The organism is Methanobacterium lacus, from assembly GCF_000191585.1.
GTDB lineage: Archaea > Methanobacteriota > Methanobacteria > Methanobacteriales > Methanobacteriaceae > Methanobacterium_B > Methanobacterium_B lacus.
This window is the reverse complement of record NC_015216.1, coordinates 1297750-1317783: the sequence shown is the minus strand read 5'-3', so window position 1 is coordinate 1317783 and position 20034 is coordinate 1297750. Positions and strand designations below refer to the sequence as shown.

Annotated in this window: 17 protein-coding genes; 6 read left to right on the top strand and 11 right to left on the bottom strand. The window is 38.4% G+C overall.

The window, feature by feature from the left end; all coding sequences use genetic code 11:
* The first annotated feature begins 80 nt into the window (after positions 1 to 80).
* Together METBO_RS06580 and METBO_RS06575 are read left to right on the top strand one after the other, a co-directional pair.
* Positions 81 to 2198, top strand: a complete 2118-nt coding sequence (locus METBO_RS06580) for a DUF2206 domain-containing protein (protein ID WP_013644908.1) — start codon at positions 81 to 83, stop codon at positions 2196 to 2198.
* On the top strand, positions 2189 to 3367 hold the full coding sequence (locus tag METBO_RS06575) for a glycosyltransferase family 4 protein (RefSeq protein WP_013644907.1): 1179 nt from the start codon (positions 2189 to 2191) through the stop codon (positions 3365 to 3367). The genes METBO_RS06580 and METBO_RS06575 overlap by 10 nt, the downstream gene beginning before the upstream one ends.
* Before the next feature lie 490 nt (positions 3368 to 3857).
* Here METBO_RS06575 and METBO_RS06570 read toward each other — a convergent pair whose 3' ends face one another.
* The 4 genes from METBO_RS06570 to METBO_RS06555 form a co-directional block, all read right to left on the bottom strand.
* Complete coding sequence (locus tag METBO_RS06570) at positions 3858 to 5114, bottom strand: ABC transporter permease (protein WP_013644906.1); 1257 nt, start codon at positions 5112 to 5114, stop codon at positions 3858 to 3860.
* Positions 5115 to 5121: 7 nt separating this feature from the next.
* A complete protein-coding gene (locus METBO_RS06565) occupies positions 5122 to 6063 on the bottom strand; it encodes an ATP-binding cassette domain-containing protein (RefSeq protein ID WP_013644905.1) in 942 nt (313 codons plus the stop codon).
* Between the two features lie 143 nt (positions 6064 to 6206).
* Positions 6207 to 6647 (bottom strand): HAAS signaling domain-containing protein, encoded by a 441-nt coding sequence (locus METBO_RS06560; protein ID WP_013644904.1) that lies wholly within the window; start codon positions 6645 to 6647, stop codon positions 6207 to 6209.
* Positions 6637 to 6996: a PadR family transcriptional regulator gene (locus METBO_RS06555; protein WP_013644903.1), complete on the bottom strand. Its 360-nt coding sequence runs from the start codon at positions 6994 to 6996 to the stop codon at positions 6637 to 6639. The genes METBO_RS06560 and METBO_RS06555 overlap by 11 nt, the downstream gene beginning before the upstream one ends.
* Before the next feature lie 231 nt (positions 6997 to 7227).
* Here METBO_RS06555 and METBO_RS06550 point away from each other — a divergent pair, with 231 nt between their 5' ends.
* A complete protein-coding gene (locus METBO_RS06550) occupies positions 7228 to 7524 on the top strand; it encodes a PRC-barrel domain-containing protein (protein ID WP_013644902.1) in 297 nt (98 codons plus the stop codon).
* A 153-nt stretch (positions 7525 to 7677) separates the two neighbouring features.
* Here METBO_RS06550 and METBO_RS06545 read toward each other — a convergent pair whose 3' ends face one another.
* From METBO_RS06545 to METBO_RS06530, 4 genes are all read right to left on the bottom strand, one after another.
* The gene (locus METBO_RS06545) at positions 7678 to 8634 is read right to left on the bottom strand and encodes a glycosyltransferase family 2 protein (protein WP_013644901.1); all 957 of its coding nucleotides are present in this window, start codon (positions 8632 to 8634) and stop codon (positions 7678 to 7680) included.
* Positions 8635 to 8742: 108 nt separating this feature from the next.
* Entirely contained in the window at positions 8743 to 9492 is a 750-nt protein-coding gene (locus tag METBO_RS06540) for a glycosyltransferase (RefSeq protein WP_013644900.1), read from the bottom strand.
* Positions 9493 to 9497: 5 nt separating this feature from the next.
* On the bottom strand, positions 9498 to 10718 hold the full coding sequence (locus METBO_RS06535; protein ID WP_013644899.1) for a glycosyltransferase family 4 protein: 1221 nt from the start codon (positions 10716 to 10718) through the stop codon (positions 9498 to 9500).
* Between the two features lie 173 nt (positions 10719 to 10891).
* On the bottom strand, positions 10892 to 11896 hold the full coding sequence (locus METBO_RS06530; RefSeq protein WP_013644897.1) for a glycosyltransferase family 2 protein: 1005 nt from the start codon (positions 11894 to 11896) through the stop codon (positions 10892 to 10894).
* A gap of 317 nt (positions 11897 to 12213) precedes the next feature.
* On the opposite strand from METBO_RS06530, the gene METBO_RS06525 reads away from it, so the two are divergent.
* Together METBO_RS06525 and METBO_RS06520 are read left to right on the top strand one after the other, a co-directional pair.
* Positions 12214 to 13047 (top strand): glycosyltransferase family 2 protein, encoded by an 834-nt coding sequence (locus tag METBO_RS06525; RefSeq protein ID WP_013644896.1) that lies wholly within the window; start codon positions 12214 to 12216, stop codon positions 13045 to 13047.
* Positions 13044 to 13892 (top strand): glycosyltransferase family 2 protein, encoded by an 849-nt coding sequence (locus METBO_RS06520; protein ID WP_013644895.1) that lies wholly within the window; start codon positions 13044 to 13046, stop codon positions 13890 to 13892. The genes METBO_RS06525 and METBO_RS06520 overlap by 4 nt, the downstream gene beginning before the upstream one ends.
* Positions 13893 to 14104: 212 nt before the next feature.
* Here the strand turns inward: METBO_RS06520 and METBO_RS06515 are convergent, their stop codons facing one another.
* Positions 14105 to 15466 (bottom strand): sugar porter family MFS transporter, encoded by a 1362-nt coding sequence (locus METBO_RS06515; RefSeq protein WP_013644894.1) that lies wholly within the window; start codon positions 15464 to 15466, stop codon positions 14105 to 14107.
* Positions 15467 to 15717: 251 nt separating this feature from the next.
* On the opposite strand from METBO_RS06515, the gene METBO_RS06510 reads away from it, so the two are divergent.
* Positions 15718 to 16839 carry a GHMP family kinase ATP-binding protein gene (locus tag METBO_RS06510; protein ID WP_013644893.1) on the top strand — a complete coding sequence of 374 codons (1122 nt, stop codon included), beginning with the start codon at positions 15718 to 15720 and terminating at the stop codon, positions 16837 to 16839.
* Between the two features lie 39 nt (positions 16840 to 16878).
* On the opposite strand, the gene METBO_RS06505 is transcribed toward METBO_RS06510, so the two are convergent.
* Positions 16879 to 18024 (bottom strand): M20/M25/M40 family metallo-hydrolase, encoded by a 1146-nt coding sequence (locus tag METBO_RS06505; RefSeq protein WP_013644892.1) that lies wholly within the window; start codon positions 18022 to 18024, stop codon positions 16879 to 16881.
* Positions 18025 to 18344: 320 nt separating this feature from the next.
* The gene (locus METBO_RS06500) at positions 18345 to 19727 is read right to left on the bottom strand and encodes a glutamylcysteine synthetase (protein ID WP_013644891.1); all 1383 of its coding nucleotides are present in this window, start codon (positions 19725 to 19727) and stop codon (positions 18345 to 18347) included.
* Between the last annotated feature and the right edge of the window lie 307 nt (positions 19728 to 20034).

The window sequence follows — 20034 nt, the reverse complement described above, 5'->3', positions numbered from 1 at the left end:
ACGCATAAAATTTAATTTTAATACATTTTAGGGGATATTTAACAACTCCCATTTCATAGATTTTCTGGAGATATATTATAATGATGGATACACTAAAGAATTTTGGGATAAAAAACTGGATATTAACCCTGTTTGCTCTGCTATTAGTAACAGACCTCATGGTTGTCCTGAACATTCCATACCTCAGGGAATTAACTGTTTTTATAACGCTCACAATCGTTCCTGGCCTTTTGATAGTGCATATCATGAGGCTAAATAAACTGGAATTTCTAAAGAAACTGGTTTTAAGTGTGGGTCTGAGTATTTCTATCATCATATTTTCAGGCTTGGCACTAAACACCCTTTACCCATTGATATTAAAACCACTTTCACTCATCCCTTTACTGGTTCTATACAACATCATCATATTAGTACTGGGAGCAATAGCTTACAAACGAAACAAAGACGATTTCGTGCTTGGAAAGTTCCTAAACATTGATATAAACTTCGATGGTAAATCCACAGCCCTCATGATAGCACCATTATTTTTCCCTGTCATGGCTGTAATAGGCACCTATCTCATGAACAACTTTGAAAACAATTCTGTTCTCATTTTAATGCTTTTACTCATGCCTGTTTACATGATTGTTCTGGCAGCCTTTAGAAAACAGGTTTCAAACTCCACCTATCCAGTTGCTTTGTGGTCAATTGGACTGGGAATTCTTTTGATGTATGGTTTAACAAGTTCACATATCATGGGTAGAGATATAAACAGTGAATATTACTGTTTCTTTTTAACCATTACCAACAACCACTGGAACATAATGGACTTTTACAATCCATACAACGCATGTTTGAGTCTTAACATACTTCCATCTGTTTACCAGGTGCTTTCAGGATTAGATCCGGAGTACGTTTTCAAACTCTACAACGCATTTATCGCATCTGTAACACCACTTATACTCTACATCGCTGCAAACAAGTACCTGAATAAGAGATATGCATTTTTTGCTTCCCTCCTCTTCGTGTTCCAAATATTTTTCTTCAACTTCCTGGGAGCCATAAGACAAGAAATAGCCATTCTATTCTTTTTCCTAGCATTCATGGTTATTCTAAGCACAGATTTCACGAAAACCCAGAAGAAGGTTTTGTTTTTAATATTCATGTTCTCTCTCATTGTTTCACATTACAGTACAGCTTACGTTGCATTTGCACTCACAGTACCCCTACTGCTCTTACCACTTCTAAGGAGTTTGTACCATGATCGCAAGATGAGTTATGAAAATTTCGACATCATCCTGGTAACCCTGGTTTTCATTGGAATATGGTACCTCCTATATGCACATATACAGCTGAGTGCAGGTACCCAAGCTGTTCAAACAACCATAGCTGCTTCAACTGGACCAAGCAGTGGCTCGAGTTTTGCAACGAGTAAAGGAGATTTCGTTTTAGGAGTGCTTGGAATCAAACTTAAAAGTTTACCAAACACCTTGAGTGTCATTGCCCATGACCTGATATTTGGAACCATACTCATAGGTCTATTGGAAATTGTAAGGAGGTTAAGGCACTACAAAGAAAAATTAGGTACAGAATTTATAATTGGAGTGGTAATTTCACTTCTCTTACTAGTGATGTTCATTGTACTGCCCTACATATCCCTTGCTTACGACCCTGCAAGACTGTTCTTCCAGGTGCTCATATTCCTTGCTCCTGTGTTCATAATTGGTTGCATGGCCATGGCCAAATTCATACACAGACCTAAATGGGACATTGCAATAATACTCTTCCTATTAATATCTCTCTTTAGCTGTGCCAGCTATTTACAGTACCATTTCACAGGCATGCCCTACTCTGCTACCTACGATTCCAATGGAACTGTGAGGGGTGAGGTGTTTGTAAATGGAAGTGAACTTTCAGGTGTGACATGGCTTCAGAATAACAGGATCGATGGTCTTCCAATCTATGGAGACATGAGGGAAACCAGTAGATTTGGTCTTGCTAACTTCAGAGAGGCCAATTTAAACACCAGTTTCTTCCAGTGGAACCAAACAGTACCATCACAATCAGGATACATCTACATGGGAAGTCTGAACGTTAACAAGAATGAAGTGCTTCAGATCTACGATGACATCCAGATAACAGACATGACCATATACGAATACATTTTACAGGGTAAAGATGTGATATACAACAGTGGAGGCAGTCAGATATGGACCTGAAATCTGCCGCTGGATCCGTTACCAAGTCTGATACTAAAATATTGATGGTTCACCACACCGCAATGTGGTACAGAAAACCTTTTTTTCGAATGTTAAGTGGGATTTATCCCATAAAATTTTTGTTCACCAACGTTGAAAGTTACAACAAGACCTATGACACAGAACTATCCCAAGAAATTGAAGGATTGGATGGTGTGGATTACACCGTTGTTAATAGTTATCACGGACTCGCACTTGGAGCCATGAAGGCAACCATGGGAGATTACGATGTTTTTGTAGGTGGTAGCTGGGATACCTTGACAGATCTCATTGAAACCCTGGTTTACTTTGCTGTGGTTAAAATCAGAAGGAAACCTTTCATTCTCTGGAGGGAAGATTGGGATTGGAATGTTAAATCCCTGAAGAGATCCATGGTTAAGAAGTTTGCAGGTTTTATTGGTAGAAATGTGGATGCTGTGTTGGTTCCAGGAACTAAGCACAGGGAATTTTTCACTAAATTAGGTGTTAAACCTGAAAATATGTTCATAATGCCTAACGTGAGCAATATTAAAGCTAAAGAAGTGGATGAACTTAACATGGTCCAGATACAAGAAGAACTTGGACTGGAAAACAAGAAGGTTGCTCTTTACGTAGGCAGACTCATCGATCTTAAGGGTGTAGATTATCTCATCAAAGGTTTTAAGGGAGTCACTGAAAAACTTGATGATGCTGTGCTTCTAATTGTTGGTGAGGGTCCTGAAAAACCGGCCTTGGAATCCTTAACATCGGAGCTTAGTATGGATGGTGAGGTTATATTCACGGGAAATATTGATAACTCCAAACTTGGAGCATATTACATGGTTGCAGATCTTTTTGTTCTGCCCTCAATCACAACCTACTTTGCAGATGCGTGCCCACTGGTTGTAAATGAAGCCATGTACTTTTCTAAACCCGTTATAACGAGTGATGCTGTTGGAACCACCTTCATGATAAAGGATGGTGAGAACGGGTACGTTGTACCCGAGAAAAATTCAGAAGCCTTAAAAACTGCTATTTTAACTGTGCTATCTAATCCCGAACTCATAAAGAACATGGGCATTGCATCTAAAAATCTTATTGAAACCAACTTCAAGTATGACAACATGATCCAAGGGTTTAACAGTGCTATTGAACATGTTCAAAGGGAATAAATACATTTCTTTAAATACATTAAACTATTCCAAAAACAGCTATTATATGGGATAGCTTCCTGATTATACTGGTCCATGTAGATGGAACGTTTATTTTGTAAGACATTTCAATGATGCATATGTTTTAGGCCAGAAACCCCTTAGCAAATAATTAGTTCAAAGTGAAATGTTGTATATAAAGATGTGTTTGTACAGTATTCTGTAGCCTTGAGAAAAAAATAAATCTAATGGTTAACGAATCCCCTGATAAATTAAAATTATTTTTATAATTTCTAAACTATTTTCAATAATTTGACATTTATATTCATGCTAGTTTGTTGTTAAAAAAATGAGATTGGAATTCAGTTTTACGATTTATTATTAATTTTTTAATTTTCATTTAAAAAAAAAGTTTTTGATGGACATGTTTTCATTCCATCCATCAAATTTATTTATTGACAATTTCATGTTTTTTCGAGATCCTGACTAACTTACCCTGTTGTATATCACATCATGTTTTTTCTGATTTTAGTCTGGATTTTGAAAACAGGTACACTCCCAGGACAAACAGTATGGCTGTGAGTACTACTGCTGCAGCCATGTTGTAGACTATACTGTCCCAGCCCCCACCATTGGTTAAAACTGTTCTTAGTGCTGTTGCAATCTGATACCATGGAAGGATAGAGTATATTTGGACTTCTTGGCCCATGAAAGTTCCGATAACCACTTGTGGTAGTTGGAAGAATGCTCCAACTAAGAAACTAACAGGCACTGCTATCAGAGTTCCAAGCTGACTTGCTTGTGGAGGGTTTTTAGCAAATGATGCTATGATCATACCCAAGGATATTGAAGCCACACCACCAACGACACCAATTATTGCAGCTAATATTATGCTGTTTAAACCTCCCTGCCAATGGAATCCGAACATTATGGCAACTGCCAGGAGTATGATTATCTGTGCACCTGCCACAAGGGACCATGGTAACAGCCCTCCGAACAGGTAGTCAAATGAAGTCATTTCCGATAGTTTAAGCCTTCTGAGGGTTCCACTCTCAACTTCCTTGGTTAACATTGCTGCAACACTGGTTGAAAGCAGTAAAATTGCAAACACCATCATTCCAGGAGCTATGTAGTCGAAAGCTGTGAAGGATTGGGTTCCAGGAATACCTTCCACACTGGTCTGAATAAATTCTTGAGGCTCAACCCCACCCATTGCACCAATGATACCATCTTGATAGGATCCCACTGCACCAGTTAGTATGCTGAGGGAAGTTCCAAATCCACTGTAACCCTTATCACCACGAATAACGAGTTTACTCGTAACATTACCAGTTGAACTGTTTAGTGTCATAGATCCTGCTGAATCTGTGCCCTGAGCAGTTTGTGCCATGTCAACCATTGATTGAGAGAAACCAGCAGGTATGATCAACTCCAGATCCACATTTCTCTGCTTCACCAGGTTGGTTGCATTGGCTTCCGATGTTTGTGTTATATTGAACAGGTTAACATCGGTGTCCTGATACTTCAGACCCTTCATTGTGTCTGTGAAGTTGTTACCGTAGTTCACAGTTGTTCCGTTGGGCAAGGTCACTCCCGTATCAAGGTTTACGACTGCTATGCTGTTGGGTTGATTGTCTTGACCCATGGTTCCAAATGCGAAGCTGAATATAAGCATGAAGAATATTGGAAGGAGTAGTATGAAAAATAATCCTCTTCTGTCCCTCAGTAATTCTTTTAAATCTTTTGAAGCTATACTCATGAATTTCATTTTATATTCACTCCCTTAGTCCTGTTCCTGTGAGTTCGATGAAAACATCTTCCAGGGTGTTCTGTCTGACTGATAGGTCATCTATCTGGATGTTGGATTTTTCAAGTTCTGCCACTATCTTAGGGAGTTTTCCCACTGCATTGAAGGCCCTTAAATTTATCTTTCCATCCACTTCAACGACGGATATCGTGTCTTCAAGGGTTTCAAGGTAGTTCATGACGTATTTCTTATTATCTTTATCTGGAATGGTTAATTCTATAATATCGCCCTCTCCTATTTCTTTCTTGAGATTTTCAGGTGTGTCTAGTTTGAGAAGCTTACCATGGTCTATTATGGCTACCCTGTCGCTTAACCTGTCTGCTTCGTCCATGAGGTGAGTTGTGAGGATTACTGTTTTTTGATGATCATCCCTGAGAGATCGGATATAACTCCAGAGCACCCTTCTTGACTGAGGATCTAATCCTTCGGAAGGTTCATCCAACAGCACAATTTCAGGTTCGTGAATAACTGCCATGGCCATGTTTAAACGGCGTTTCATACCACCGCTTAGATTTGAAACTCTTGTATCTGCCTTTTCAGTGAGGTACAGATCCCTCAAGAGTTTTTCGATTCTCTCGACTAGAATAGCTTTAGGTACTGTGTACATGTCTCCCATGAGCTTTAAATTTTCATTACAGGTTAAATTTTCCCAGAGAACCAGTTCTTGAGGACATATGCCTATGGTTTTCTTGTCCATTTCTTCAACGTCACTGTTGTTCACAAGTACCTTTCCACTTGATGGGCTGAGAAGGCCCACCATCATATTGATGGATGTGGTTTTACCAGCGCCGTTGGGGCCTAAAAAACCTAGAACTTCTCCCTTTCTTATTTTCAAGTTTAATTTGTCCACTGCCAGAAAATCCCCAAATTTTTTGGTTAGATCCTGGGCCTCCATTACATACTCATTCATTGAATATACCTCTTCATAAGTTAATTACCTTGAAATTATAAATTTTAATCCTAATTTTTTCATATGATACATTATTTAAACCGATTTTATGTACTTTGAAGTTGTTTGAAGTTTTTTTAAGTCCTTGTCTTTGTATCTAATTTCTATTTGTTTTCTAAGAATTTGGGAATGAATTTCCGCCTTACAAAGTGTATGCTCATTATAACCAGGTACACTATTATGGCCACAACTACAAAGGGGTAGATTGATATGTCTTTGAAGATGAGCTGGAGTACTATTCCTATTATTCCGGCAGCTACAATGAAGAAGATCAATGATCTGGCTATATATTTTAATCCATCAATTATCTTGTCTTTACCTGCCTTTTCCTTGGGGTACATGGCAGCTATATCTTCTGCAGGTCCCATTCTGGTGATGGTATCTTGAATTATTGTGTCATCCACTTCAACATGTTTTTCCTCTGCCAGGGCATCTGCACTGTCCCAAATATGTGCCTTTAACTCTCGAGCTACTTCTTCTCGTTGTTTTGACCCCATGTTCTTGGTTACGTTGTTGATATATTTTTCAATAGGATCACTGCGCATTTTTAGACACTCCTTTGTCTTGAATATTGGTTTCAAGTTGTGTTATTGTGTCCATGAGTGCTTTAAATGTACTTAACCATTTCAATCTGATTTCCTTCCCAAGGTCTGTTATGATGTAATATTTTCGTGGTCTGGGCCCACCAGTTTCCCATCTGCTGATTAATAATTCGTTTCCCTCAAGACGCCTGAGAAGCGGGTACAAAGTGCCTTCTTCAACCTTTAATCCTGTATCATTTAGGTTTTTGATTATTTCATAGCCATATTTCTCTTTATCAAGGAGGCATATCACTGCTAACTGCATCACACCCCTCCTCATTTCTATCTCAAATTTTTCAAAGACTTGCTTCATTGTCAACCCCACATTATAATATAATACACATATTTGTATCACATACTATACTGTACGATACTATGTATATAAAGTTGATGCCAACTTTCAAAGGTGAGGTAAGTCTTTTTCAAAAAAAATATAATACTTCAGAACAACAAATATAAGTAGGGATGTATTAAGATGTTACTAAGTGCGATAGAATTTTAAGGACTCGGTTTTTAGTATTATTCTGTGTGGAGGAACAAAAATATGAAATTCAATGAGTTGGTTAATAAAGAAGTGATTGACCAGAAAGGCAACGTTCTAGGTAAAGTAAAGAACATTGAATGGGATACTGAAAGTAAAGAAGTCATAAACATAGAAGTTAGTAGTGGAGGGTTTAAAGATACGCTTGGAATGTCCGAACATCAAATATTATCCTACGACAGCATCGAAAGCATAGGTGATAAAGTACTACTAAAAAAACAAATCATCGAACCAGTTAAAACACCTGCAAAAGAAGAAAATGAAGAAACTACTGATAATTTAGACTTTTACAGCTTATAAATTCTTAAACTATTTAATTTTTTTTAAATTGATAATGATATAAAAATCTAATAGGTTCAGTTTTATATTAAATCCAGAAAATGGTACACATAAGGTGGTGATACTGCGAGTTTACCCATTTTAAGTGTTTCAGTTGGCTTGATCACAGTTTCATTAGAATTTCCCAACTAGAACCTTGGTGTAAAGTGCAGCCACCTGTAAGAGGTAGACTGGCAGGTACCAGTAATAGTGTTTGTTGTGGAGTTTTAAAAATTTGAGGTTCACTTCTATCTCCATCTTCACCTTCTTAATCACGGCTGAACTTCTCTTCTTTCTTGATACTCCTTCCTTATGCCATATTCTTGAACTGTGCACGTTAATTATTTTGTAACCCATTGTTTTGAGGTTTATGCACATGTCTATGTCTTCGTTTCCAAAGAATAGTTGGTTGTTTAGGTACTTGATTGGAACTTCCTTGGTTTTGATCATCATGGCAGCACCTGAAACCCAGTCACATTCAAGGTTACCTGGTTTCACAGTTGGGTCTTGGTCCACCATATCGTAGTAGCCAGGGTAGTGTTTGATGTTCACCACTCCGCAGATATTTGATGGAACATCAGTTCTTCCCTTGTAGTCATAGTAGTATATGGTAGGACCCACCACCCCTACTTGTTCATCTTCCTCTGCAACCTCCACGAGCTTGTTTAAAAAGTCGTGTTCAACCACTGTGTCGTTGTTTAAAAGCATTATGTAGTCGGGATTGGATCGAAGGGCTACTTTGATTGCTATGTTGTTTCCCTCTGCAAATCCGTAGTTCTCATTATTTTTGAGTATGTAAAGATTTTTAGCATCCACACCGTCTGAAGTGTCCAACTGAGGATACCTGTCCTCAGAATATTCTAAATATTTAATTGGCTTGTTATCAGGATCGTAATTTAAAAATTTAGATTCAACCTTTAACTTACCATCCAGGTACATGTGGATCTTATCTATTGATTCGTCCTTGGAGTCATTGTCAACTACGAGCACATCAAAATTTGGATAATCTATTTGATACAAAGATTCTAAACATTCTATTGTATCTTCCCAACCATTCCAGTTGAGTATTATAATTTTAACTTTAGGATTCATGGTTAATCACTAGAATTCATATAATTATATATCGTAGCATTTTACACATTTGTTTGGAGCTGTTCATTTGGTTTTTGATTAATAATGATGGATTTTGGTTGTAATGATTTATTTAAACAGACTTTTTATTCTGTTTTTGGCTCCTGAGTAAATTTTGTTGGTGAGCCAGAACCTTCGTTTTTCCAGGGTTACAGGGTAGCTGGTGTTCCAGTTTGATACTGTGGTGTGTATGGTGCCGTAGTTCTTTTTGTATTTTTTAAACAGTTTTCCAAGTGTTCTGTAGTACTCGTCTGCAAAGGGATCTCCTGAGGATTTATGGATGATTGGTAGGGGAAGGACGTAAACATCTAATCCCATTTCATCTATCATGAGACAGTAATCTACACCGTAAAGGTGCCAGCCTTCGCATGTGGATTCATCAAATTTCCTCTTTTGAAAAACCTTGTTTGGAACTACCATGAGGCATTCATCGAGTGTCTGTACTTTCACTGGTTTATCTATCTCTTCACCTGCTCTATGTGGTTGGTCTCCATGTTTCACGTTGGTAATGACCTCTGGATTTTTTTCTGATTTACCTGCTATTCCTGCGGCTCCCAGATTTTTAAGTTCGGGTAACAGTTTATTAAGGTCAGCGAGCCAGTCAGGGTTTTCCATGAGCACATCTTGATGTGCGAATATTATGTACTCTCCTCTGGCCTTTTCTCCCCCGTAATTCAGGGCTTGGGCTGCGGATTTAAAATCTGTTTTACTGTCCTTAACCACTATGAGTTCGTAGGGTTCCCTCTGGTTTTTGAGTCCCTTGAGCAGGTAGTTGTCAAGCACTGTTTTGTTGTTGCATGTGCATACTATGGAGATCATTTTCTTCACCCTTGCTTTTGGCTATGTTCATGTGTTTTAATGGCATTTTCAAGGTGTTTCTCTATTCTTTCACCTGCATGTTCCAGTGTCCAGAACCTTTCCACTTCTTTTATTCCATTTCTTCCCATATCGTAGAGTTGGGTTGGGTTGTTTAAGGTTTGTGTTATGGCGTCTGCAAATTTTTGTGGGTCGCGTTCAACCAGTATTCCTGTTTGGTTTTCAAGCACAGTTTCTCTGACTCCACCTTCCTTAACTCCTATTACTGGTGTTCCACATCCCATGGCTTCTATTGGTACCAGTCCAAATGGTTCGAGGTATGGTGCGTAGAGCACAAGTTTGGATGTGTTGTAGAGCTCAACTAGTTTCTCATCATCAACCATGTCCATAATTTCCAGGTTAACATCAAGTTGCTTTGCAAGTTCCACTATGTAGTTCTTCCATTCAAGAACCGAGTGGTTGGCTGCTATGATGAGTTTAGGTCTTACTTCTGGTTTTACGAGGCTCAAGGATTTTATTAAAAAATCGTATCCCTTGGTTGGGGTTATGGTGCCCACAGATAGTACATGGTCTTCAACTGGAACTTCCATCCTTCTGAATATGTTGGTATCTATTCCCAGATAGGATACGTAGGAGTTAAGGCCGTAACCCTTGAGTATTGATTCCCTTGAGAAGTAGGAGTTTGCGAGTATGTACTTGGCGTGTTGGGCATTTTCCATGTCTATTTTCAGATCCTTTTTGTCTGAGTAGTTGAATACTGCACCCTTTAGTTTGTTGGGTTGGTTTTCAACCATTTTTTCCAATTTTTTTAGGATGGCTTCGTCCCTGGTTGGTTGTTGACAGTAGTACACAGTTGGTTTTTTTATGTACTTGAGGAAGAATGGGGACAGTGTGTACTGGTCCTGTTCACAGAGCACAACATCATGATCCGAATCATTGATGATTCCTGCAATATCCCTCTGTGTAGCTTCAAGATCCCTGAGTGAAATGGTTTTAACGAAAGGTGGAACGTATTTAAATGAAGAGTACAGCCAGCCCCCAATAGTATTCTTAACATGGTACAGGTGAACCTCATCAACCAGTTCACTTAATGGTAAAAAATCCTCGTTGGCTGTTGAAGGTAGGTACGCCTCAACATTGTGACCTTTATGAATAAGATAATCTACAGTTCCGTAGAGAGCTCTTTTAGCACCTCCACTTGGTAAATTATGAAATACTGCAATTTTCATCTCTAAACTCCTTAAATATTTGAATCTAAACTAAATTATGACGACAAACCTCTGTATTTATGGATTAAAATCGTTAATTTGTATTCATTTGCCCTTTTCATGAATGTGAATAATAATTGGTAAACCCTTGGCTTTAGCTTGTCAGCTTTACTAATTCCTTTGTAGACCATGATTTAAAACCTTTTGATTGGATTTTTTGCCAGTTTAAAACCGTCTAACATGGCATAAAAATGTGCCTTGGCCATTTTTGAATCTGATTTTCGTATCAGCTGGTAGGTAGTTTCAAACAATATGAATGGTACGAAGTAAGCTAGAAACTTCAAATACTTCCCACCAGATGTATGTTTCTTCATGAAGTAGAGTCTGTTCCTGTTTAGGTAATACATTTTAAATGTGTTTTGGCTTGATGAGCCGTATTTATGTCGTATAACGGCCTGATATTGGTATGCTGATTTATATCCTTCCTCGAAACCTGTTATGCACCAGTCTACATCTTCCCAGTACATGAAGTAGTTGGGATCTAGGCCTCCGATTTTTTTTATGACCCCTGCTTTGACAAGTACACATGCCCCTCCTATGTAATCTGGTTCGATGTAATTATCAAGGGATCCGTCATCAACCTCGTTGTATCCAATTTCTTCAACCTTGGCATGTGTGTAATCAATCATGCCCCCACCTGCTTCTTGTACAATACCTTCCCGGTCATAGAATAGGGTTTTTGCACCGACAAATCCAATTTCTGCATTGGACTCTCCAGTTTTCACAAGTTCATCCAAGAAGTTTTTGTCAACGACAGTGTCGTTGTTTAGTAGTAGCACGTAGTCAGGGTCTAAATTTTCCAAGGCATGATTTATTCCCACATTGTTTCCAGCTGCAAATCCTAGATTTTCAGAATTTTTAAGCAGTATCAAACTTCCATCACCAGTTTCTGGTTTTTCACCATTTTCGAGGAGTTTAATGGGTTTGTTAGATGATCTGTACTCGTAAAACTCTGATCTTATAGGCAGATCTCCATTTAGATATTCTCGTATCTTTTTGATGGATTTATCTTCTGAATGATTGTCAACGAGTATCACGTTGTAGTTGGAGTAGTTTATCTGGTACAATGATTCCAGACATTCTATGGTATCTTCCCATCCATTCCAGTTGAGGAGGATGATAGAAACTTTGGGTTCCATGGTTTCACATATGATCAACCAAGTTTTTTAGTGTTTGGTTTATTTTTCATACCCCAGAAAATATCCATCCAACTTGAAAAGTTTAGACAAGGGGATAGGTGTTTGTTGTTTGCCTTGTTTGGAAATGGGATGATATTTTTTATGTGCTCTGCAGAGATTTTCTAATGGATTACCTTTGACTTTGAATGTACCATTCCTTGGAAACAGAATTATTTATTTGGGGACTCGACTAAGATATTAGATAGAAGAGCATAGTATTTCTAATTGGTATTTACATGTAAACCTGATGTACAATTTTTTTGGAGACTTAAAAGATCATGTTAACTTTATCAGCAATTATTCTCAACTACAAAGACCCTGAACTCACGGCAAGATCGGTGCAAGCCCTGTTGGAATCTGCCCAGGCCATCAATGTTAAAGCTCAAGTGGTGGTGGTTGACAACAGTGCAACTGAAACTGCAGAATCTCTCAAGAAATTGTTGGGAGACGATATAACCTTAATTGAAAATCGGGAAAATCAGGGATTTTCAAGGGCTAACAATCAGGGTATGGAGGTTGCTACCGGCGATTACATATTGTTACTCAACAATGATGCATTTGTCAATTCAGAAACACTTCATATGGGATTAAACTACCTTGATAATCATGAAAAGTGTGGTGTTTGGTCACCGAAACTTGTAGGTCTTGATGATAAGTTTCAGGTTTCCTGTGCAAGGCTTCCATCGCTTCGTGGTTTAATTGCAGAGTACATCCAATTTAAAAATCTTGACTGGTACCCTGACCTTGAGAAGTGGAACGAACCAACAGATGTTGGGAACGTTGTGGGTGCCTTTATGTTGTTTAGAAGGAAACTCTTAGATGAGGTGGGAATGCTTGATGAGGATTACTTCTTCAATGTTGAGGATGTAGATTACTGTAAAAGAATTCATGAAGCTGGCTACGAGGTTATCTATGATCCACGTTACAGTGTGGTGCATATTGGAGGTGCCTCACAGCCCGGGAAATGGGTGAACGATCCCTACATGCATAAGAACAGGAAGATATACTTCAAGAAGAACCATGGAGCAGTTCAAGGTATTATTGCGGGGCTTGTAATTTGGACGGGTCTTAACATGCGGAGATTTATGATGTGGAGGGCTGGTGAACTATGAATAAACAGGGAATTTCTGTGATCATTCATACCTTGAACGAGGAAAAAAACCTTGTAAACTGTTTAGAATCTGTTAAGTGGGCTGATGACATAGTTTTAATTGACAACTACAGTGATGATAAAACAGTTGAAATAGCCAAGAGCTTCACAGACAGAATCTTCTTCTGTGAGCGGGTGGGTTTTATTGAACCTGCTCGAAAATTTGCAGTTGAACAGGCAAAAAATGAGTGGGTTTTAATTGTGGATGCCGATGAAATGGTTCCACTGAAGATGAAGCAGAAGCTTGAATCCATTGTGGCAGACGATCTAGGTGACGTGGTTTCCATACCCCACAACAACTACTTCTTCGGGAGTAAGATGGAACGAACTGGATGGGGTCCTCTTCAAGATACGCATTACAGATTTTACAAGAAATCCTTGGTTGAACTGTCGGACAAGATCCATTCAGATCCTGTGATAGCTGAATCTGCAAGGATCATAAGCATCGAGGATCCTGATGAAGGTTTTGTTCATTTCAATTACTTCACTGTTGAGCAGTTTGTAGAGAAGATGAACCGTTATACATCCATTGAAGCTGAAGGACTCTTCGATGCAGGTGACGATCTTAATTCAAAGCAACTGGCACTAAGGGTGTTTGATGAATTTAAACTAAGATATATCTCGTTTAAGGGTTACAAGGAAGGATTCAGAGGACTATCCATGAGTCTAATGATGGCAGCCTACAGGTTAACTGTTCTTATGAAACTCAAGCTCATGCGAAACTACAGCTCCAAAAAACCCCAAAAAGAAGTTAGGAAAGATTATCAAAAAATCGCAGATGGAATAATTGAAGAGTATGAAGATTGATACTTCATTATTCTAAAGATTTTTCATGACACTCATGACCTATTCACTTCCATTCTAACCTATCCATAATTATCACAATTTTTAGAATATGTTAAATACTCCTTTTTTTGCCATGTGTAGTACGATTGAATAAATGGATAGATTAAAAATTTAAAAATAAATGGTAAAGAAATTGGGATGGGCGGGGTTAAGGATGTTGGTATCCTTTTGTACTAATCTCGCCCTATGCACAGTCTTTCTATTTCTTCCAGTGATTTTCCCTTGGTTTCTGGCACACGGTAGTACACGAAAAGTAATGATAGAACTGCTATTACACCGTAGAGCCAGAAGGTTCCTGAGGCACCTAATAGTTCGATTATGGTTAAAAATGTGATTGCAACTACCAGGTTGGTTGCCCAGTTTATCATGGTGACTATGCTCATGGCCCTTCCCCTTATCCTAAGTGGATATATCTCTGCTATCATGAGCCAGAATATTGGTCCTAAACTTATTGCAAAGGAACCTACATAAAGCATGAGACATATCACAGCCAACCATCCCAATGAACTGGTTAGGCCAGGTATTATAAATGCCAGTCCCATTATTCCCAGGCTCACGATCATTCCAGTTATTCCTGCCAGGAGTAGGGGTCTTCTTCCAAGCCGGTCTATTAGGAGTATGGATACCACTGTGAGCAGCACATTTACAACGCCGATTCCAACTGTGGCAAATATTGTGACTGTGGCTGTTTGCAAACCTGCAAATTCAAGGATGGTTGGAGCGTAATAGATAACTGTGTTTATACCTGTGAGCTGCTGGAAAGCTGCTAGACCTATGCCTATTATGAGTGCCGATCTTATCTTGGGTTCCAGTAGGTCTGACCATTTTCCTTCATTTTCAAGTAGTAATGTTTGTTCAATTTCATTCACTTCCTTGTCAACATTATCTATGCCTCGAATTTTTTTCAGGACAGCCACGGCCTTGGATTCAAATCCCTTACTAATGAGCCATCTTGGACTTGGCGGCATGAAAAACATTCCCAACGCCAAAATTAAACTGGGAATCACTGCCAGACCCAACATCCACCTCCAACTTCCATTGGGTGCGAAGTAAAGATCCACCATGTAGGAAATAACTATTCCCAATGTTATAGCCAGTTGATTTAATGATACCAGCGCACCTCGGATGTTTATGGGTGCAACTTCTGCTATGTACAGGGGAACTATGAAACTGGCCATTCCAATTGCGATTCCAACAACTACTCTGCTTATAATCAGGGCGTTTACATTCGGGCTTACGGAGGAAAATATCGCCCCTATACCAAAGATTATGGACGCCAAAACTATCATTATTTTTCGACCGTACCTATCAGCCAAAATACCACTGATTGAAGCTCCAATAACCGCTCCAATTAAAACTGCACTCACAGTCACTTCTTGGGCAGTTGTTGAAAGTAAAAAATCTTCCCTTATAAAAAGTATAGCACCTGAGATGACTCCTGTATCATAGCCAAATAACAGGCCCCCTATGGATGTGATGGCAGCTACCAATATCACAAATATATTAATTATTTTGAAATTCTTGTTAAACAACATATTTCATCACCAAAAAATTACACAATGAATTACATATTCTACAAAGAGGTTAAAATTTTATATATTAAAACTTTTACATTTTAAATTAATAAACAAGGTATATATAATTATTAAAACAGACAGAATGAAACTATACAAAGATGTTGTTGTAAATTATTAAATTTAGATTTACATCAAATACCCTAAAAATTGGTATAAAAGAAAGGTTCTCATTATAATATAAGGATTATGAATGTTATTGGTGATCTTTTATGGTTCAACTCTACGATTATTTAACCCATGCTAAAGAGAAGAATGCCACTCCCGGTGTGAGGGCGTATAACAGAATTGATGGGCCTGGATCCAGTCTGGATCTCAGGGATTTTCAACAGGCATTTTGGAAGCTCCCCAACATGTCTTTGGAGTATGATCCCTCTTGTAAATGGAGTTCCGCACTTCCAAGAACGGTGGGAATCACAATTGACACCGGAACCAAGATCGAAGCATTTCCCTACAATCCAGAAATGATCTGCGTCAAATCCACTGAGTACAATAAAGAAGTTAGTGGAAGGTCTGGAGAAATTATTCCTGTTAAAGACAACTGGCTCTTAAAAATACTGGAAATATTCAACCTCCAAGGTGTTAAAATGGTCTTAACTAATTTGAGGAAAGACATACATTCTTCTGGTCTTGGAGGTTCCTCTACAGCAACCATAGGAGTGTGCATACTTGCAAATGAACTGGCAGGCCGGCCTTTTAACGATGTTCAACTGGTTTCTCTCGCCTCAAGAATTGAACAGGACATGGGCGTGAGTATAACAGGAACACAAGAACAGTCCAACGTGATGTTCGGCGGAGTCACAGATTACGTTTGGTTTCCATGGGGAATACCGGGTCAGAAAAGTTCTGGATACGGTGGATCATTAAGATTTGAACTCATGAAAGAAGAAAATTATCATAATTTGCAGGATAGAATAGCTATCTTCCATTCAGGCCATCCCCGGGACAGTTCAAATGTTAATACAGTGTGGGAAGAAGCATTAAAAACTCATAAGGGTTATGATTTACATTCTAAAAAGTTAGCTGTTGCTTACAAGTTTAGGGAAGGTTTGAGATTGGAAAATTGGGACCAAGTTCAGGAATCCATCGAAAACTATCGTATGATACGTGCAGATCTATGTGCAGATTATATGAAGGGCTCGATGGATATTTGGCATGAAGCTGAAGACCATGACTCTGTGGTTTTTCCACTGGGAGCCGGTGGTGGAGGTGCTGTTTTCATATTTTCCAAATACAAAGATTCGATGGCCGATCTAAGGGATGATATTCAAGGAAGCTTCACAGAGATACCATCTAAAATAAGGTCCAAGGGACATGAATTCATGAATCTGTAGATAAAAAAAATATGGATAGTTAATTCACTTTTGATGTGTTTAGATGTCGTAGCTGTTGAGTTTTCTGGGTTTTTTTATTTCTCCCTTCATGAGTTCTATTGTGACTTCTGTGATGCGTTCCAGTTCGCTCACAGAAGTGTACTCATCATTTGAATGACAGCTATTCATTGCAGCTGCTAGTACCAGTCCTTTTATTCCGTGATGTTCAATGTTGTTGTTGTCACTACCTCCGAAGGTGGAGCACAGCTTGCAGGGAATATCCAGTTTTTCGCAGATCTCCTGAAATCTCATGACTACTGGATGGTTCAACGGTGTTTCGTAGGCTTCGATGTGCATTTCATAGCTAACTTCAAGTTTGGCCCCAAATTCTTCTGTAACCCTGGTGAAGAGTTTAATAACTTTTTCTAAAAGTACGTAAGTTTCATCGTTTGAAAAACTCCTTATTTCTCCCTTAACTGCACAGCGGTCGGGAATTATGTTGGGTGCACGACCTCCCTGTATGAGTCCTATGTTCAGGGTGGATCTCGTGTCAATCTTACCTGTTTTTAGCTGTGAAACTGCTTTACATGCCACAATTATTGCGTTGATTGTGTTGTCGGATTTGAAGTTTGAATGGCCTGATTTTCCCTCCACTATCATGTCGAAGGTTAGTAGTGAAGGTGCCTTGAAGGCTGCTGAGCCCACGTCTCCCGACAGATCCAAAGTGTAGGATTGCTTGGATTTGATGGCGCTGTAATCGAAAAATTTCGATCCAAGCCCGTATATCTCTTCAGCCACACAGAACAGCACTTCTATTGGGCGATGATTATTATTATCTTCTTTTAAGGTTGAGATGGCTTCAAGTATTGCTGAAACTCCGGACATGGCATCTGATCCCAGTATGGTTTTTCCATCCGAGGTTATCATGCCATCATCATGCATAATTACCTTTTTTCCCCTGGCTGGTTCCACTGTGTCCATGTGTGCACAAAATAGTAGTGGTTCTAATGATTCATCACCCTCTAGGTAGCCGTAGAGATTTCCGCTGTTACCACCTATCTGTTCACCCACTAGATCCTCGTAAACCTCAAAACCCAGATCTTTGAGTCTCCGAGTTAAGTAATCACAAACATATCTCTCTTGAAGGGATGGACTGTAAATAGAAATTAAATCTAGAAATGTGTTTATCAAACGCTTAGTATTCATTAATTCACCTTATATATTGGATATAAATCCCTAATCTAAAAACATATCTTAATTATAAAAGAAATTCAGTATAAAGAAATCAGTATATCTTTTTATGAGTTGATTGTTTCTAAAAAGATTGTTTTTAAAATTTGATTCTCCTTATTCATTCATTGAAGTGAGTTTATTAAATAACCTTCTATTAGTTTTAGGTCTATTTTTTTGTGTAATAAAAAGATGATAAAAGGGATTTTACAATCTGAATTATTACTTCTCTTGGTGTGTATGGACCCTGAACCATGGTTTAAATGGTTTTGAAGCTGTATTTATATTTATAGTTTTTAAAGTTTGGCATACTGGTAGATAATATCTTTCAGTTCTCCCCCGGAGTTTAGATGTTTTATTAAATGTTGCCCGGGATTTTCCAGATTTTTAACCCTTTTATACAGTGGTTTTAACATTTTTTCTTCGTTCTGACCCCTGTGTTTCAGGCCTTTGGTTGCAAGATCCAGAACTTCTGTGATGAGTTTTTTAAGTTGGTTTTTATCCACGTAATCAGGTAATTCAAACCTCACGAACTGATTCCTTAATTCTGTTAGTGAGTGAGGTTGGTTTAATATGGATGTTTGGTAGTCTAGAATCTGGTTTAGCTCATCTAACTGGTTTATGAGTCCCATATGAAATGATGGCACTGTCATGGTTTCATTTACGGGTTGTGCACAGACACTTCTAAATTCTATTGTGCCTCGAAATGTCAAGTCTTCGAATTTGAATGATCTAAGATAGTGGAAGTCTGTTCCGTTTGGTTTGAAACTGATTGGGTGGTAATTCCCTTTTTGATAGTACTCTCCATGTATGGTTTCTTCGCTGTAAAAGTCTGTTATCACCTTTGGAGGAAAGTTTATATATTTATCTCCCTTTTCTGTACAGTATATGCTGGTTTGGAGCATGTAATCCACTAGTTCATCGATGGTTTCAGGGAGTGGGTCGTACATTCCCACATTCTTTGTGTTGTAGCCCTGCATGCTGTTTTCCCATAGCATGTCCCTACTGCAGGCAAGTTCCATATTATCCTCTCTTAGTACCGAGTTTGAAAACAGCACGGCCTTTATGGGTTCTAGTCTTGAGAACAGGTTTATGGTTTTTATGAGGTCGGGGTAGTGTACATCTATTTGTGTCTGTGATGCACTGGTGAACATTCCATACTCCGGCATATCATGGAAGTTTTTTTGGTGCCTGAAGTTTTGGTAGGTGCATAGATGGTGGTAGAGCATTCTGTACCTTCCATTAGGTACCGGTAGATGTCTGTTATAATTTCTGTAGGGATTAATCCCAAAACCTGTGACAAAGTGGTTTTCCGAGTTTAAAAATTCCTGTATGAACGTGTAATATTTTTTAAACCTTTCCTCCACTCTGTTGAGATTAATTTCCTTGCCGAATGAAATTTCCAGGTTGTTGTAAGAACAGTCGTAGGTGTAAATATCATCTGTTACTGTGTCCTCTAATGCACAGATATTTCCCTTTTCATCTCTGCCCTTTACAGAAAAGTCGAACTGTTTTTTAAATTCTTCAGTTAAGCTGTGTGTCAGTTTAAGATCTACCGGAGTTTTATCCAGATTAATGATGGGTAATTCCAGTTCAATCCCGGCATAAACATCTCGTTTATGTTTTGTAGGTTCTATGTAACGTTCATATATCAAATTTCTTAGATCCTCTTGGTTCATTCAGTCTCCCTCGCAGAGGTGTTCAATATTTTTCATTATCAAATTTCAATTGGAAATTATATCATGGATTTAATCCAACACCATAAGTTAACGCGCGTTATATTTATAACTTAACTATCGTTATATTTCCTAAAGGTTCTGAACTGAGAATTGATTTCAACTTTTACACCAGCTTCTACTAATTATAAGTATTTTGCATGGATATTTCGTTATAAAATAAAATTAGAATGTCCAAATCTAAATGAGGCTCCAAATAAGTCAAGTAAACCACTATTAACACCACCAAAGTTTTAAAGCTTTGAAATAT